Here is a 17,345-nt window from a genome sequence, read left to right as displayed (position 1 = left end):
TATCTACACGATAGGAAACGCTTCAGGAGACACTGCCTCTACTGTGGCTGGAGAAATCTTGTCACAGCAAGCGGAGTCGTTGAATGAAGAACCTCGCTGATTCTTAGGAATCCCTCGGCTCTGTCGAGGGAGGATGTCAATATCCAAGGTTTTGGACTTAATGGGGAGGGAGTTGGGAGTTGGGGGAGAACTAAGAACTATGGTTTATTGTTCAACCACCGAAACCCGATAGCCTACGGCTGTGCGGAGCAATCGCGCCCTTCCGATTTGGCACGGGATAACGCCATTTCAGCACTCTTGAGTAAGGCTTCCCAGGTCATACCATGATCGGGGAAGGTCGCTAACCCAACAGAAACTGTAATGCGGTCTAGGGATTGGTTTTGATGCTCAAAATTTAAATGTTTGACTCCTTCTCGTAACTGTTCGGCCCGGGCCCGGGCTTCATCTAGGGTGGTGTCTGGTAAAATTAAGGCTAATTCTTCTCCTCCATACCGGGCTGCAATATCGGTATTGTGGAGGGTTCGTTCTAAGAAACTGCCTAAATTCTTTAACACGACATCCCCGGCTTCATGACTAAAGGTGTGGTTAAAGTTGCGGAAATAGTCGATATCTAACAATAATACCCCTACAGAGCGATTTTGCCGGGCGGCGGTGTAGAGTTCCCGTTCTAAAATTTCTTCTAGGTAACGACGGTTGAATAACCCGGTTAACGCATCATGTACCCGGTCGGTTTTTAAATTTAATCGCAGTCGGATATTGTGTAGGGAAACTGCTAATTGTTCGGCGACGGTTTCGGCAAATTGTTGTTTGGTTTTCATCAACTGTCCCCGTTCTGGGGCGGTTAGATACAGTAACCCAAAGGTTTCTCCTTGGGCAATGAGGGGGATGCTGAAGGTTTCGGCGGGGAGGGGGTCCCGATGGATATGTTTGCTGAATAGTCGGGGGTGGGAGTCGTCCACCCAATGACTCCGGCCTCGACGGAGGGCCCAACTATCATCGGGGGAAAAGATGGTTTCGCTGTTGAAATGGTCGCCCCAGGTACAGAGGGCCTCGACGAGACTTCCTCCTTCGTGGAGGATGAAAACGCCCCCGGAACAGTCGGGAAAGAGGGGAGGAACGAGTTCTGCGATCGCGTTATAGGCATCTTCTAAACTTAAACTGGCCTGTAAATAGTCACTCAGTTCTCCCAGTTGTCCCATTTCCTGTTGGTGACTATCGAGGGCTAAGGTAGAATGTTCGAGTTGTTCTTTCAGTCGTCGCAGGGCTTCGGCCTGTTGACGGCGTTCGGTGATGTCTTCGACGATGTAGGAGAAACGGTCTTGGCCGGGGATGGGACTGACGGTGGCGGACAGCCATCGGAGGGGGGTGTCTAGGTCTTCGACTTCGGGTTCATAGGCGTATTCAAATTGAACGGGTGTTCCCAGTTTGAGGCTTTCTTGGCAATGACTGGTCCAGTAACGGCGGATGTCTTCGGGGACTCCCATTTCGCTGGCCAGTTGGTTATGCAGGGGAACGGCGGAGAGGCGGAAAAATTCGCTGGAGACGGCGTTGTCGGAGATGTGGCGAATGTCGTTATCGACCAATTCAATGACTCCCATCATTAAGGAGGTACTGTTATAGAAGCTGGTGAGGGTGGACTCGCTGTTGAGGAGGGCGTTTTGGGTGGTGATGCGATCGCTGATATCTTCGACAATGCCTAGGAAGTAATCGACTTCTCCCATGGCATTACGGACTACGGACCCGCAGAAGCTGACCCAGAGTTCTCCCCCGTCTTGGGTAAGATAGCGTTGTTCTACGGAGAGTTCTTTAATCTCCCCGTTCACCAGTTGCCGGAATTGCGCGATCGCATTTCCCAAGTCATCGGGGTGGGTAATATCCTGAAAGGTCTTTTGTTGCAGTTCCAGTTCACTATACCCCACCAGATCACTAAATTTGGGGTTCACTTTCAGAAACTGCCCGGCGGAGTCAGTTTGAATAATGCCAATTTCGGATTGATAGAAGAAGCTGCGAAAGCGTTTTTCGCTGTCTTGTAGAGACTCCTCGGCGTTGTTCCGTTCACTAATTTCGTGGAGGAGTTCTTCATTGAGGTTCATCAGTTGCGTGGTGCGTTCTTCAACCCGCAGTTCGAGTTCCTCGTTGCGTTTTTTCAGGGTGTCTTCGATGGCCTTGCGATCGCTAATTTCCCGGACAATGAGAGCATACTGTCGGGGGGGTTTCTCCCGTAAACGAGAGACGGCCATTTCAATGGGAAAGATGGTCCCGTCTTGTCGTTGTCCCATTAATTCCCGTTTGGCGGTGGTGAGGGGACTAGGGAGGGGTTTTTCGAGGGTCTCGTCTGGGCTTTTCTCCGGGGTTTTGCCGTCGGGATGGTCTTGGTTGCCATTTTGCTCATGACTGGGGGCTAATGTGCCAAAGAGGGCGGTTTCTAGTTCCCCTTGGGCAAAGGAGAGGAATAATACATCTAATGTCTTACCTACCACTTGTTTGGCGGAATAGCCAAAGAGTTCTTCAGCGGCCCCATTAAAGGTGTCAATGACGGCTTTATCGTCAATGGTGATAATGCCTTCTGCTGCTTTGCGGATAATGGCGCGGTTTTTTGCCTCACTTTCTTGGAGTTGGTGCAAAAAAGGGCGGCTCATTTGTAAATCAATCATAGCCCCTAAGATGCCCAGGACAATGGCAATGGCCATAGAAAAGCCAAAAACTTCTAAATAAGGGCTGCGAAAGGTCTCTAGGTCTCTTTTCGCCACCACCCCCCAGTTTGTCCCTTCTACAGGCTCATAGGCGGCAATGACGAACTTTCCTTGATGGTCTTGTACACTCGTTTGAACCCCCGATTGGCCTTCGAGAGCGAGACGGATGGGGAGGGTGGAGTTGGCTTGTTGCCAGGGGATGGGTTGGGGGGTTGAGTTGTCGGGTTGGTTGAGTAAGAAGACAATGCGATCGCCTTCTTTCCGCACAATCACCAATTGTCCCCCGTCCTGTTCTGGGGCGGCTTCGAGGACGGTTTTCAGGGTTTCTAGGGTTGGCTCAGGGGTTTGATCATCGGGGGTAAAGGCCGCGAGTAACCGAGCTTGGCGTTTGGCCGTTTCTGCCAGTCGTCGTTGGGTTTCTTGGAGCGCGTTTTCATAGAGCAAATAAATACTTGCTCCCGCGACAACTAACGACAAAATTGTCATATTCAAAATCAGCAGTCCAAGACGTTGGCGTTTTTTCATTTGACTCGATGTTACTCAGCGATGGGATGACCACAATCAATTTATTTAGCACAGATTACAAGATCGCGTCCTTCAGCCTTAGCACGATACAGGGCTGTATCGGCTGCACGGATCACCGCGTCTCTTGTCTCACCATGCTGGGGAAAACAAGCAACTCCCAAAGATAGGGTAATTGTACCGATTGTCTGACCCTGATGTTCGATTTTCACCTGTTTTATTCCTTGACGAATTTGTTCGGCGCGTTTGTGAGTATTGTCTAAGTTGGCCTCGGGCAAAATCAAGAGTAATTCTTCTCCGCCATAACGACAAGCAATATCAGAGCGACGAATGGTATTTTGCAGGAATTGACTGAGGTTTTGTAGGACGCGATCGCCGGCTTCGTGGCCGAAGGTATCATTAAACTGCTTAAAGTGATCCACATCAAGTAAGATGAAGCCTACGGGGTTTTGCCGACGTTGGGCCCGGTGCAGTTCTTTATCGAGGGTGTCTTCGAGATAGCGACGGTTATAGAGGCCGGTGAGGGGGTCCCGAATACTCAGGTTTTGCAAGCGATCGCGCAGTTTCAGGTTGGCTAAACCCAGGGCGATGGTTTTGGAGACGGTGCGCACCAATTCTTGGTTGGTGGAGGCTAAGGGATGATCGAGGTGAAAGATGCCCAGTTTCATCCCTTGCGCTTTGAGGGGGATACACCACCCTTGGGTTAAGTCGGGAGTCTCCGAGACTCCCCAGGTGGTGACGGGGTTGAGATGGTGATCTTGGCGAATGTAAATGCCACCCGCACTCTGGGGGAAGATTTTGGGGAGCAGTTGGGAGAGGGTTTGGTACGCATCGGAGAGGGAGTAACTGGCCAGCAGGTTTTCGCTGAGGGAGCGCAAGAGCATAATTTCTTGGTTACGCTGTTCTAATTCTTGCACCCAGTTTTGCAGTTCTTGATGGGTGTCTTTGAGAGCATTTTCGGCCTGTTCTCGTTCTTGGACTTCTTCTAGGGCGCGATCGCGCATTTGCCGATAAGCTAAACTCTGGTAGGTAATATCCGTGACATCTTGAATAGCGATCAGCGCATGATAGCGCGGTAAAATGTAGGGAATCGCCGTGACGGTCGTTTGCTGCACCCGCAATTTCCCATTGGCGAAGGGGATAGGGAGTAAATGTTTGTGCAGTTGAGAGGAAAAAATCGTCGGGGGCCCCCCCGCAAAAATTTGCTGGAAGCGGTGAGCATATTTCGGCTCTTTCAAGTGGGGATAGTGCTGGCCAACATCTTGGCCAACTATGTCTTGGCGGGGTTTCCCCGTCCAACTTTCCAAACAGACATTCCAAAACAACACCACAAAATCATCCCGTAACACCAAAAGTCCCAAAGGAATGCGGTCTAATAACGTATAGGTTTGATCAGAAATGAGGCAGCTATTATTCATGCGTCCTTGAGCGTCGCCAAAAAGCGGTTTAAAGAGCCGACTTTAAAAATTAGGATAATATCTCCTGTAATATGTAATTGTTCAATGCGAAAACGAGCTTGGGCTAAAATGACCGTACTGGCATAATCCGATGACGAGTTTAATAATTGGGTTACGGTTTGTTCCACATAGACAGGCATGGAATACTCCACGTGCTGCTCCAAGACATTACTCATGGTCCCCATGACTCCATTGAGGAGAATATTGCCAATTTCACTCAATGTCCCGATTTTCAGGGAATCTAGCTCAGAGATCTTGGCATCTTCTCCTGTTAACATCGTAACCAACTTAGCGGCACTATCTGTGGGAAAGATTAATTGGGCCACTCCTGCAAAATTCCCATGAAATTGCAGTCGCACCGAGGAAAGTAAATCGCTATTTAAGCGGGATTGGAGGATAGTTTGAGCTTCGTGGAGAGACAAGACAGACACTTCGGGGACTTGGAGATGAATGTGCGATCGCACCATTTCATTCAGCGTCCCGGCAGCTTGGCCAACTCCAATATTGACTAACTCTTGTAGAGCATCTCGTTGGGCGGGGGTGAGTTGAGGGGAATGGGTCATGCTATGCTTTGGGCAATACCTGCTGCAAAATCTCGTGGATTTGTTCGGGTTTGGGAGGTTTATTGAGGACTGCGATCGCGCCTAGAGCCAAACATTGCTGACGAGTCGTTTCTTGCACATCTGCGGTGACCACAAGCACCGGAATGGTCTTCCCCTGTTGCGCTAACCGGGCCAGCACCTCATATCCCGTCACTTCCGGCATTAATAAATCTAAAATCAGACAGTCGGGGGATTCCGTGGCTAAAATATCCAAACATTGTTTGCCATTCCCCACCTCTAAAATGTCGTAGCCTTCCTCCTGCAACATTCTACGGAGGACTGCCCGGGAAAAATTGGCATCTTCAGCAATTAAAATCTGTGTCACTCGTGTGTACTCGTTTTCTTGCCATACTTCATTATATCCTGCTCCGTACCAAGGAACAGCGTTCAGAAGGCAGAGGGCAGGGTTTACCACCTTTAAGCCTTCATCTCAGTTTAACGACCTGCCCACCCTACAGTTATCATAGGAAGAGGGAACAGGAGAATTAATCTTAACCATGACCCATGATCGCATAACCTATAGCCCATGACCCATTACCCATTGGTGACAAGTTAAAATCACCTGTCTTGTGTCAAATGTTTAGGAGCATCGGGAGATAGAGAAGCCTTGAAACTAGAACAGTTTAACCTTCCCTCTTCCCCATCTTCCCTATCTTCCCCATCTCTCTTAACAAGAGAATATCTCACTTTAACTTGTCACCATGACCCATTACCCATTATCCAAAAATGAAACGCAATCGGTAAAGAAAGAATAATTATGTTTGACGCTTTAGCAGAACGATTAGAAGACGCTTGGAAAAGCCTACGCGGACAAGATAAAATTAGTGAAAGTAACGTCAAAGACGCAGTAAAAGAAGTGCGTCGGGCATTATTAGCCGCCGATGTCAACTTACAGGTCGTCAAAGACTTTGTAAAAGAAGTTGAGAAACAAGCCCTCGGTGCAGATGTAATTTCTGGCGTTAACCCCTCCCAACAGTTTATCAAAATCGTTCACGATGAACTGGTGCAGATTATGGGGGAAAGTAACGTCCCTCTAGCTCACGCAGAGGAAAGCCCAACCGTCATTTTAATGGCCGGCTTACAGGGGACAGGGAAAACCACCGCCACGGCAAAATTAGCCCTGTATCTGCAAAAACAGGAACGCAGTTGTTTAATGGTAGCCACAGACGTTTATCGGCCAGCAGCCATTGACCAGTTAATTACATTAGGGGAACAGATTCAAATTCCCGTATTTGAAATGGGGTCCGATGCTGATCCCGTCGAAATTGCCCAAAAAGGAGTCGAGAAAGCCAAAGCAGAAGGCATAGACACCGTTATCATTGACACCGCCGGACGGTTACAAATTGATGCGGACATGATGGGAGAATTGGGACGCATCAAGGACACCGTTCACCCCCATGATACCTTATTAGTCGTGGATGCCATGACCGGGCAAGAAGCGGCTAATTTAACCCGCACCTTTCACGACGAGGTAGGCATTACTGGGGCTATTTTAACCAAATTAGATGGGGATAGTCGCGGTGGGGCCGCCTTATCGGTTCGTTGCGTCTCCGGCCAACCCATTAAATTTGTCGGGACCGGGGAAAAAGTGGAAGCCCTCCAACCCTTCTATCCCGATCGCATGGCCTCCCGTATTTTAAATATGGGGGATGTTCTCACCTTGGTAGAAAAAGCCCAAGAGGAGATTGATCTTGAAGATGCCACCCAAATGCAGGCCAAAATCATGGAGGCCCGCTTTGATTTTGATGATTTTATCAAACAAATGCGCTTATTAAAGCGGATGGGGTCTTTGGGGGGTGTAATGAAGATGATCCCCGGCATGGGCCAACTCAGTGGCGATATGTTGGAGAAGGGAGAAAGCCAACTGAAAGTTACTGAGGCCATGATTAATTCTATGACCAAAGAAGAACGGAAAAACCCAGATATCTTGGCCAAATCTCCCAGTCGCCGGGAACGAATTGCCAAGGGGTCAGGGCATAAAATCAAAGATGTCTCCAAGCTCATCTCTGATTTTACCCGGATGCGGAACATGATGAAACAGATGGGCATGGGCGGCGGAATGCCCAGTATGCCCGGCATGGGTGGCGGAATGCCCGGCATGGGCGGCGGAATGCCCGGCATGGGCGGTGGAATGCCACAACCCGGTTTTCGCGGTTATAACGGCGGCAAGAAGAAAAAAGGCGGCAGTAAGAAGAAGAAGAAAAAGAAAGGGTTTGGCAGTTTATAGGAGGTAAGAGAAACCCGGTTTCTAATTCTCTGAAATAGCCAAAGAAGCCGGGTTTCTTTCTAGAATAGGCGAGCGCATTAAAACGATTTTGAGAGCTTATAATTCGTAGTAAGCTCTTGAGAGCGTATTATTAATTATTATTAATTTTCTTACGGCGACGGGCTTGACGAAGCCGTAGAATTAAGGGAAAACTGATACCATAACTGATAATAGCGGCAATTAACCCCACAACCACACAACCACAGAATAACCGATAAATAAAATCTGCTCCTAATTCTAATAATTGCGCAGATCCCCAATCAATTTGCTCCGGTTTAACGTCTAAACTCCCTAACATCCAACTGCCGATCGCATAATTAAAAGCATAAATCGGCACATAAGTCAAGGGGTTACTCACCCAAGTTGCAATAGCCGCCGCAATTTTATTTCCTTGTAAAATCGTGGCCAACACTACCCCCATAATGGTTTGCAGGCCAAAGAGGGGGAAAAATCCTGCAAATGTTCCCGTAGCAATTCCTCGCGCGATCGCACGGGGATGGCCTTCCAATCGCAACAGACGATAATACCAATACTTGACTTGACGCATCCACCACGGATAGTTACGTCTGCGCACACGACGGGAAGGGGAGTGTATCTTCTGGGATGAAGAATTCAGCATTAGGTATGAGGAATGAACGATCTGTTATTAATTGTAGTCTGACCCTTCCCTAACTGAAAAATTTTGTTCTCATCCCTCCCCGTCATGTCCTAGTGTCATAGTCATCCCTTGGAATGGATGTTCTATTTTAATTAGGGGTTTCCAATTTTTGGCGCGGTAACGGATGAATTATCTCATTATTTCATATAGCATTTTCAAATGAGGAGTAAACCCCCATGGGGGCTTACTCTAATACTAAAACCCCCCTATATACCTGATTTTCTGTTCCCTATTCCCTTTGCCAAACCAGTCAGTTTACAACTCTGATAAAAACGCTATTTTACAGAACTTGATGTTAAGCTCTAAAGAGCTTACTACGAACGGGATAAAGTACATCTATTAACCCGTTTTAACGGGTTTTAGCTATTAGCCTTGGGTTTTAACCCAAGGCATATAAAGGTAGCTACTTTCCCTATTCCCTGTTCCCTATTCCCTATTCCCTATTCCCTATTCCCTATTCCCTGTTCCCTATTCCCTTTAATTATTTAAGATTGTCCTAATAACCGTTCTCGTAACTTCTTAATCCGGTCTCGATATTTAGCCGCCTCCTCAAACTCTAAATTCTTTGCGGCTTCCTTCATTTGTTCCTCTAATTGTTGAATGAAATCCGGGATTTGCTCCAACGGTAAATCCTCCTTAACCTCATAAATTTGCGCTAACTCTTGCCGATTTAAACGGCGGGAAATATCCAAAAATGCTAAAATTGAATTACTACTTTCTCGCTTCGTAATGGGTTGCGGAGTGATCTGGTGCGTTTGATTATACTCAAGCTGAATGGCTCGGCGACGTTCCGTTTCCTCAATTGCTCCAGCCATACTATCGGTTAAATGATCTGCGTATAAAATGGCCTGTCCCTGAACGTGACGGGCTGCGCGTCCCATCGTTTGAATTAACGACCGTTCCGCCCGCAGGAAACCTTCTTTATCCGCATCCATAATAGCCACTAACGAAACTTCCGGTAAATCTAACCCCTCCCGTAATAAATTGACCCCAATTAACACATCAAACTCCCCCTCTCGTAAACCCTGTAAAATCTCAATCCGTTCAATGGATTGAATCTCAGAATGGAGATAACGGACTAAAACACCTTGGTCTTGGAAATACTCCGTTAAATCTTCCGCCATCCGCTTAGTTAGCGTGGTAATTAATACCCGTTCTTTGCGTTCCACACGCTCCTTAATCTCCCCTAATAAATCATCCACCTGTCCCTCAGTGGGACGCACATGAATTTCGGGGTCAACCACTCCCGTCGGTCGGATAATTTGCTCAATCACTCGACCCTCGGATTGTTCAATCTCCCAATCTCCAGGAGTTGCTGAAACAAAGACACATTGATTCACTTTGTGCCAAAATTCTGTGGCTTTTAACGGTCGATTATCTGCTGCACTGGGGAGACGAAACCCGTGTTCAATCAGTGTCCGTTTCCTCGCTTGGTCGCCATTGTACATTCCCCGAATTTGCGGGACGGTGACGTGGGACTCATCCACGATGAGTAACCAGTCTTCGGGGAAGTAGTCCACAAGGCATTCTGGGGGGTCTCCTGCGTTGCGGCCTGCGAGGTGACGGGAATAGTTTTCTACCCCGTTACAGTAGCCGACTTCTTGCAAGAGTTCTAAGTCGTAGCGGGTGCGCTGTTCGAGTCGTTGTGCTTCGAGGAGTTTTTCTGCGCTGCGGAGTTGGTCGAGACGGTGTTCGAGTTCCTCTTTAATGGCTTTACAAGCGGTTTCTAGTTGGTCTTTGGGGGTGACAAAGTGCCTGGCCGGGTAGAGGTTTACTCCGGAGAGACTTTGTAAAATTTCTCCGGTTACGGGGTCTAAATAGCGAATGGCATCAATTTCATCGCCAAAGAATTCGATGCGAATAATGCGGTCTTCGTAAGCGGGGACAATTTCGAGGACATCTCCTTTCAGTCGGAAGTTACCGCGAGTGAGTTCGGTGTCGTTGCGGTTATATTGGACGGATACGAGGTCGCGGAGGAGTTGTCGTTGGTTGATTTCTTCTCCCATACGGAGAGGAATGGCGGCGTTAAAGTATTCTGAGGGCATCCCTAACCCGTAGATGCAGCTAATGGAAGCAACGACGATCACATCTTGGCGTTCAAAGAGCGATCGCGTGGCCGAATGCCGCAGCATATCAATTTCTTCGTTAATGGAGGCACTTTTCTCAATGTAGGTGTCACTAACGGGGATATAGGCTTCAGGTTGGTAATAGTCGTAGTAGCTAATAAAGTATTCAACGGCATTATTGGGGAAAAATTGCCGGAGTTCGTTACAAAGTTGGGCGGCGAGGGTTTTATTATGGGCAAGGACGAGGGTGGGTTTGCCGATGTTGGCGACGACGCTGGCCATGGTGAAGGTTTTCCCGGTTCCGGTGGCCCCTAGGAGGGTTTGCATCCGGTGTCCGGTTTGGAGAGACTCGGTAAGTTGCGCGATCGCACGAGGTTGGTCTCCTGTAGGTTGAAACGGGGCATTGAGTTGGAAAGGCATTGGTAATGGGTAATGGATAATTAATTGGTTCTTAGTTCTTGTTTCTTGGTTCTTTATTCTCCCCCATCTCCCCCATCTTCCCTTTGTGTCCTTTGTGTCTTTGTGGTTCAACCGTCAACTATCAACTATCAACTATCAACTATCAACTCCCCCATCTCCAGACACCCAATACCCGACTCCCGACTCCCCACTCTCGACTTACCACTATATTTACCTATTTTGCAAATTATGGATTTTTATAGACGAAAGGCCAAGATAGATGTAATTTTATGGTTGAATATAACATTAAACCTTAAAACAAGGTTAAAATACAAGGGAATCAACCTTTAAAGTTGTGAGGCGATCCAAGTTTTTCATAAAAACCATTAAAACCGTTGACAAAAATGCTATGAGTAACAACAGTATTGCAGAGGGCAAGGAGACTACCCAAGAGAATGGCCAAGAGACGGCCAAAGCCTCTGCCCCAGAGAATGCTAAAGATACCGCTAAAAATACTGCTAAAGAAAAGAATACACCTGTAAAAGAGGAAAAAACTGTGGCTGTAACTAAATCGAAGGAACAAGAACAAAAAACCCAAGAGGGAGGACTTCAGATTTATCAAGGGAATTACCGTTTACCCCAAAATCGTCCCGTTGAATCTAGTCATCTCAAAGTGATCAGCACTTACGATTCCATGGGGATGCGTCCTGTAACCAGCAGTAACCTAGACATTACCCATAGTATTGTCTTGTCGGGGAATCGGCCTGTCACCAAAGGCACTTTGGCCATTAGCGAAGAATACTCGGTGATGGGGAATCGTCCCGTTGCGTCTAACGAAATTGAAGATATGGCCACTTTAATCGGTTATTTAGATTAATTTTGGTCATCTTCAACCTATAGAAGGGTTGTAGAACGATCGCAGTGTATCTAGTTTTCTCTAGAGAATTGCGATCGTTTTGTCGTGGGGGAGGGAGTTTGCTTAACTAGAAAAGACACGCAACCGTCAACAAACCACCCCCCATGACCCAAAAACAACCCCCCCCACTCAGTTGGCCAATCTGGATATTGGCCGCAGGCCGTCTCTTATCTCAAATTGGGACAGGGTTCACCCTCTTTTATGCCCCCATTTTCTTCGTCAACCAAGTGGGGTTTTCGGCCACTGCGGTAGGAATTGCCCTGGGGAGTCAGTCGGTTTCGGGAGTCTTGGGCCGCTTTCTGGGGGGGATGTTTGTGGACTCTCCCCAGTGGGGAAGACGTAAAACCCTGTTACTTTCGGCGGCCATTTCAGCGTTAGCAGATGTGTTTTTGGCGGCCACCTATAACTATCCTACGCTGTTGATCGGCAATCTGTTGATGGGGTTGGGGATTGGTTTTTATTGGCCGGCCACCGAGGCCGCAGTGGCCGACTTAACCACCAGGGAACAACGGAATGAAGCCTATGCTATCACTCGTTTAGCGGATACCGTAGGATTAGGCTTAGGGACGGTGATTGGGGGGACTTTAATTACCTTTGCGGGGAATTATCGTCTCTTGTTTATTCTCGATGGAGTCTCGTTTGTGGTCTTTTTCGGGATTATCTATTTTGCCATTCAAGAAACCTATAACTTTGCGGCCCAGTCGGAGACGATGACCCAAGGTTGGCAAAAGGCATTCCGCGATCGCGCTTTAATGGTTTATGTGGCGGTCAATATTCTATTTACCACTTACATTTCCCAAACCCAAAGCACCTTACCCCTGTATTTTAGTAACTTTGCCAATCCCCCAGAGGGTGAGGGGTTTGCGGCCCAGACGATTAGTATTTTAATTGCCTTTCACATTGTGTTTGCTGCGATATGCCAGTTACCCTTAGCCCGTTTCCTGAACCGTTTTAGTCGGCCCCATGCCTTGATTTTCTCCCAGTTACTCTGGGGGGTGGGATTTTTGGGGATTGGTTTGACGGGACAAATTAGAAGTGGGACGATTATTGCTGCGATCGCCGCCTTAATTTTCCTCTCTCTCGGTATGATCGCTTATACCCCCTCAGCGTCCTCTCTCGTCGCCGATTTAGCCCCAGAATCCCTACGAGGGGTATATTTGTCGATTAATTCCCAATGTTGGGCGATCGGCTATTTTATCGGGCCGATGTTTGGTGGTTGGGCAATGGATCAGAGTCCTCCAGTGGCCCACGGGTTTTGGGTTATCTTGGCGATTTCTACGGCAGTCGGGACGGGTATTTTGCTCTATTTACAACGTTTGATGAGAGTTGAGAGTTGACGGTTGAACCACAAAGACACAAAGGACACAAAGGGGAGATGGGGGAGATGGGGGAGAACAAAGAACCCAGAACAAACAACATTACTGTTTACTGTTCCCAGTTCCGGTGTTCCCTGTTCCCTTTTTCACAAAGAACAAACAACCAAACAACAAACTACAATAAAATTTGTTTAAGAGTGAAGTAGTGAACGACGTATGGCAGATCAAGCAAAAATTCCTGTAGTTGTCAATGGGGCAGCCGGGAAAATGGGTCGAGAAGTAGTGAAGGCCGTGTCCCAAGCGGAAGATATGGAACTGGTGGGGGCGGTTGATCGTAACCCCAATGTAGTTGGGGAAGATGTGGGGATTATTGCTGGGTGTGGAGAGTTAGAAGTTCCCCTCCTCAATGACTTACAAAGCGTTTTAGTCTTGGCCACACAACAAGAAATTCAAGGGGTGATGGTGGACTTTACTCACCCTAATAGTGTCTATGAAAATGTGCGGAGTGCGATCGCTTATGGAGTGCGGCCTGTTATTGGCACAACTGGACTGACGGATGACCAACTCAAGGACTTAACCGAGTTTGCGGAAAAAGCCAGCACAGGGGCGTTAGTTGTGCCGAATTTCTCCATTGGGATGGTACTCTTGCAACAAGCGGCCCTACAAGCGGCTCAATATTTCGAGAATGTGGAAATTATTGAACTCCATCATAACCAAAAAGCAGACGCGCCTAGTGGGACGGCGATTAAAACCGCGCAAATGTTGGCCGAACTAGGCAAAACCTATAATCCTCCCCAAGTGGAAGAAAAGGAACATTTAGCGGGTGCGCGGGGCAGTGTGAGTGAGGAGAATATTAATATTCACAGTGTCCGTTTACCGGGGTTACTGGCTCATCAGGAGGTGTTGTTTGGCGCACCAGGGCAGCTTTATACCCTCCGCCATGATACCAGCGATCGCGCCAGTTTTATGCCAGGAGTCCTCTTGGCCGTTCGCAAAGTCACAGAATTAAGAACTCTCATTTATGGGTTAGAAAAAATCCTGTAACACTCATGCTCATTCCTCTCACCCGTAGTAAATTTGAACAACTTGTCCCTCCCATCGCCACTGGAGAGCAGTATAAAGCGGTTTGGGGATCGTGGCGTGATTTTCTAGGCCGAATCCTCATTTCCTTGGTGGGAGTGGTTATTTTACTATTACTCAGTTTCTTGGTGGATGGCGCAGGGGAAGGACTGATCCTCTTTTTAGAGATTATTGTGGGCTTATACTGGTTTTGGTCGCCCGTCTTTATTGCCAGCGTCAGAAACGGCAAATATCGCCGCTTTAAATATAGTGGGTTTTGGCGTGGGCGGGTGTTTGATGTGTTTATTTCCGATGATATTATCGGGGAACAAGAGAGTGTGAACCAACAGGGAGAGTTAGTGATCGTGGAAAACCGGGAGCGACGCATTAATATAGAATTGGGCGATCGCACCGGATTCCGAACCATCATCAAAGCCCCCTTACAGCGCGTTCACAAGCTCTTAAACCCCGGTCAGGCAGCCGAATGCCTTGTTTTCTCTAACCGCGCTGATTTAAGCGAAATTCAAGAACTCAGCGATATTTACATCCCCAGTCAAAACCTCTGGGTGGGAGAATATCCTTGTGTACGACGGGACTTTTTTCAGGCCATGAGTGAAGATATTGCCCGTCGTCATTCCTCCCGCAAAGCAGCAAGACAACGGCCTCGTCGGAATGCTTGAGGATGGGGAGATGGGGAGGATAAATTAATTAATTATCCATTATTTACCCATCAAGCCAGAAACCGGGTTTCTATCCAGATTGGTCATATATTGCACAAATATTACACAGAAACCCGGTTTCTCCCCCCATCACCCCAGAAACCGGGTTTCTATCCAGATTGGTCATATATTGCACAAATATTACACAGAAACCCGGTTTCTCCCCCCCATCACCAATCACCCATTACCCATTCTAAAACTGATCCTTCTTCCCACGTAACCGGGCAAAACTTTGCACCTCATCCTTTGTTTTCATTTCCTGCTTTAATTCTGGAGTATCCCAACGTAAAAAAGGATTAGTTTGTTTTTCTAACCCGATAAACGAGGGAATAGTTGCTTCATTGCGACTTCTGGCCGACTTCACCTGTTGAAACCGGGTTTGTAAATTGTGGTTATTCGTATCTACCGTCAACGCAAACTTGAGATTCTTTTCCGTGTATTCGTGGGCGCACCAGATTCTTGTATGATCAGGGAGTTGGCGGAGTTTGCTTAGTGAACTGACCATTTGGGCTGGAGTGCCTTCAAACAAACGTCCACATCCCCCCGCAAACAAAGTATCCCCACAGAATAAATCATTAGGCTCGTCAGCAGATACCGTGGGAAAATAATAGGCAATGTGGGCGCGAGTGTGACCGGGGACAAAAAACACTTCTGCTTCTCTCCCGGCAAATTCTACCTTGTCTCCTTCGTTGAGATATACCTGTTGCCCTGGAATTCTCCCTTGGTCTTCCGTTCCTCCATACACACACGCATTGGGGAAATGTCGCAGCAATTCTTCGTTTCCCCCTACATGATCAAAATGATGATGGGTGTTGAAAATTGCCACTAACTCTGCATTTAGGGCCTTGAGTTGCTTTAAGACGGGTTTCGCTTGGGCTGGATCAACGACTGCCGCCGTATTACTCTGAGGATCGTGGATTAGGAAAATATAATTGTCAGATAGGGCGGGAATGCGGTAAATTTCCATTGATTTTGTTCTCCTTTTAGGTTTATTTGGGCAAGCATGGCAACTACTTCGACAACTCCCGACAATGAAACTCTGAATGCACAGATCGATCGCATTTTGCAAAGCAAGCAAGTCTCTCGCCAAGAGTATTTTCAGCTTGTCACCCTCTTTCTTTCTGATTTTGCCGTGACTCCTGAAGATCGCCAAAATATTAACCGCATTTTTGACGAGTTACAAGTGGGCAAAATTCGCTTTACGTAGGGGAAAGAAGGCGATATCCTGATGAGTCTGATGTTAATACTCAAGTATTCTCTTGTTCCCTGTTTTTGTCCCTGTAACGTTTCTTGGCATCACTGATCACTGATTTTTTGCGAAAGGGCATCTATCTTTCTATGCTAGACATATTTGCATCTTCTGTGTCTCTCCTACCATATCCGACGGGGATGTTTCAGGTGGCCGCTGAACCGCCTAGGGAGGGGGTTTATCTCTCGTTGGTGATTCCGACTTATAATGAGCGGGAGAATTTGGCCCAGTTACTCCAGCAACTGGTGACGTTGCTAGAGGGGGTACTTCCGCAACAGTATGAGGTGATTGTTGTTGATGATGATAGCCCCGATCGCACTTGGATGTTAGCGTTAGAGTTAGCCTCGGTTTATCCGAGTTTGCGGGTGATACGACGACGGGGGGAGCGGGGGTTGGCCAGGGCAGTGGTGCGGGGGTGGCAGGTGGCCCGAGGGGAGGTGTTAGGGGTGATGGATGGGGATTTACAACACCCTCCGGAGATTATAGGCCAATTACTGGCTGTGATGGAGAAGGGGGTTGATTTAGCGATCGCTAGTCGCTATAGTCGCGGGGGTGGGGTGGAAAATTGGTCTTGGTTGCGACGGGTTTTATCCCGTGGGGCCTGTTGGTTGGGGGTTTTATTCTTGCCGACGGTTTTACGGCAAGTGTCTGATCCCCTCAGTGGCTGTTTTTTGGTGAAACGGAAGACTATCGCACGTCGTCCTTTAAATCCTGTTGGCTATAAAATTCTCTTGGAAGTGTTAGGCCGGGGAATCATTGACCATATTCAAGAAGTGGGTTATACGTTCCAGAGTCGGACTCATGGCCGGAGTAAGGTAACGTGGCGACAATATCTGGATTATTTACTGCATTTAGGCCGACTGATGTGGACTCGACACCGTTACCGGAAAATAAGTCGAAAATGGGCTAAAAAATGGCAGCGATCGCAATTTTAATCCATTAACAATCGAGTAATTAGTAGGTTGGGTGAAGCGTAGCGCAACCCAACATCCCCAAATGTAAACATTCAGATATTCTTTATCCGTTCGTAGCAAACCCTAAACAAGCATCTTTCACCCCTAACAGTGTAACAGCTAAATTGATAAATATTTAATTTCTAATTATTCTATCAACCCGTTTTAACGGGTTTTAGCTATTAGCCTTGGGTTTTAACCCAAGGCATATTAAGGTAACTTCGTTACACCCCAACCTACACTATCACGTTTTAACCCAAGGCATATTCAGGTAACTTCGTTACACCCCACCTACACTATCACGTTTTAACCCAAGGCATATTCAGGTAACTTCGTTACACCCAGCCCTGTCAAGGTGGGTAACGAGATATGGCGGTTTGGAGTCGCCCTCACCCCCCAACCCCCTCTCCCAACCTTGGGAGAGGGGGAGAAAATGTCTCTCACAAGTGTCTGAAACAACGGTGTCTCGT

14 protein-coding genes are annotated in these 17,345 nt (G+C 47.7%); 7 read left to right on the top strand and 7 right to left on the bottom strand.

The window, feature by feature from the left end:
- Positions 1-233 precede the first annotated feature (233 nt).
- From PN462_RS02700 to PN462_RS02685, 4 genes are read right to left on the bottom strand one after another with little or no spacing between them, the layout of a single operon-like run.
- Complete coding sequence (locus tag PN462_RS02700) at positions 234-3,218, bottom strand: PAS domain S-box protein (RefSeq protein WP_272126378.1); 2,985 nt, start codon at positions 3,216-3,218, stop codon at positions 234-236.
- A gap of 41 nt (positions 3,219-3,259) precedes the next feature.
- The gene (locus PN462_RS02695) at positions 3,260-4,633 is read right to left on the bottom strand and encodes a sensor domain-containing diguanylate cyclase (protein WP_272126376.1); all 1,374 of its coding nucleotides are present in this window, start codon (positions 4,631-4,633) and stop codon (positions 3,260-3,262) included.
- Positions 4,630-5,235, bottom strand: coding sequence for a chemotaxis protein CheC (locus PN462_RS02690; protein WP_272126374.1), 606 nt, complete (start codon positions 5,233-5,235; stop codon positions 4,630-4,632). The genes PN462_RS02695 and PN462_RS02690 overlap by 4 nt, the downstream gene beginning before the upstream one ends.
- 1 nt (position 5,236) lies before the next feature.
- Positions 5,237-5,689, bottom strand: coding sequence for a response regulator (locus PN462_RS02685; protein ID WP_272126373.1), 453 nt, complete (start codon positions 5,687-5,689; stop codon positions 5,237-5,239).
- 342 nt (positions 5,690-6,031) lie between these two features.
- Here PN462_RS02685 and ffh point away from each other — a divergent pair, with 342 nt between their 5' ends.
- Positions 6,032-7,501, top strand: coding sequence for a signal recognition particle protein (gene ffh / locus PN462_RS02680; RefSeq protein WP_272126372.1), 1,470 nt, complete (start codon positions 6,032-6,034; stop codon positions 7,499-7,501).
- Between the two features lie 130 nt (positions 7,502-7,631).
- On the opposite strand, the gene PN462_RS02675 is transcribed toward ffh, so the two are convergent.
- A complete protein-coding gene (locus tag PN462_RS02675; RefSeq protein WP_272126371.1) occupies positions 7,632-8,159 on the bottom strand; it encodes a DUF2062 domain-containing protein in 528 nt (175 codons plus the stop codon).
- Between the two features lie 524 nt (positions 8,160-8,683).
- Positions 8,684-10,684: an excinuclease ABC subunit UvrB gene (gene uvrB, locus PN462_RS02670; protein WP_272126370.1), complete on the bottom strand. Its 2,001-nt coding sequence runs from the start codon at positions 10,682-10,684 to the stop codon at positions 8,684-8,686.
- A 388-nt stretch (positions 10,685-11,072) separates the two neighbouring features.
- Between uvrB and PN462_RS02665 the strand changes: the two genes are divergently transcribed.
- From PN462_RS02665 to PN462_RS02650, 4 genes are all read left to right on the top strand, one after another.
- Positions 11,073-11,540 carry a hypothetical protein gene (locus tag PN462_RS02665; protein ID WP_272126369.1) on the top strand — a complete coding sequence of 156 codons (468 nt, stop codon included), beginning with the start codon at positions 11,073-11,075 and terminating at the stop codon, positions 11,538-11,540.
- A 143-nt stretch (positions 11,541-11,683) separates the two neighbouring features.
- Complete coding sequence (locus PN462_RS02660; protein ID WP_272126368.1) at positions 11,684-12,916, top strand: MDR family MFS transporter; 1,233 nt, start codon at positions 11,684-11,686, stop codon at positions 12,914-12,916.
- A 195-nt stretch (positions 12,917-13,111) separates the two neighbouring features.
- Complete coding sequence (gene dapB / locus PN462_RS02655) at positions 13,112-13,939, top strand: 4-hydroxy-tetrahydrodipicolinate reductase (protein WP_272126367.1); 828 nt, start codon at positions 13,112-13,114, stop codon at positions 13,937-13,939.
- Between the two features lie 5 nt (positions 13,940-13,944).
- Positions 13,945-14,634 carry a hypothetical protein gene (locus PN462_RS02650; RefSeq protein WP_272126366.1) on the top strand — a complete coding sequence of 230 codons (690 nt, stop codon included), beginning with the start codon at positions 13,945-13,947 and terminating at the stop codon, positions 14,632-14,634.
- 232 nt (positions 14,635-14,866) lie between these two features.
- Here the strand turns inward: PN462_RS02650 and gloB are convergent, their stop codons facing one another.
- Positions 14,867-15,640, bottom strand: a complete 774-nt coding sequence (gloB, locus tag PN462_RS02645; RefSeq protein WP_272126365.1) for a hydroxyacylglutathione hydrolase — start codon at positions 15,638-15,640, stop codon at positions 14,867-14,869.
- A 36-nt stretch (positions 15,641-15,676) separates the two neighbouring features.
- On the opposite strand from gloB, the gene PN462_RS02640 reads away from it, so the two are divergent.
- Positions 15,677-15,880 carry a hypothetical protein gene (locus PN462_RS02640; RefSeq protein ID WP_272126363.1) on the top strand — a complete coding sequence of 68 codons (204 nt, stop codon included), beginning with the start codon at positions 15,677-15,679 and terminating at the stop codon, positions 15,878-15,880.
- Between the two features lie 131 nt (positions 15,881-16,011).
- A complete protein-coding gene (locus tag PN462_RS02635) occupies positions 16,012-16,857 on the top strand; it encodes a polyprenol monophosphomannose synthase (protein WP_272126361.1) in 846 nt (281 codons plus the stop codon).
- Positions 16,858-17,345 lie beyond the last annotated feature (488 nt).

It is taken from the genome of Spirulina sp. CS-785/01 (assembly GCF_028330525.1).
Classification (GTDB): Bacteria; Cyanobacteriota; Cyanobacteriia; order Cyanobacteriales; family Spirulinaceae; genus JAQMSD01.
The sequence above is the reverse complement of the archived record's forward strand: the minus strand, read 5'-3'. Positions and strand labels throughout refer to the sequence as shown.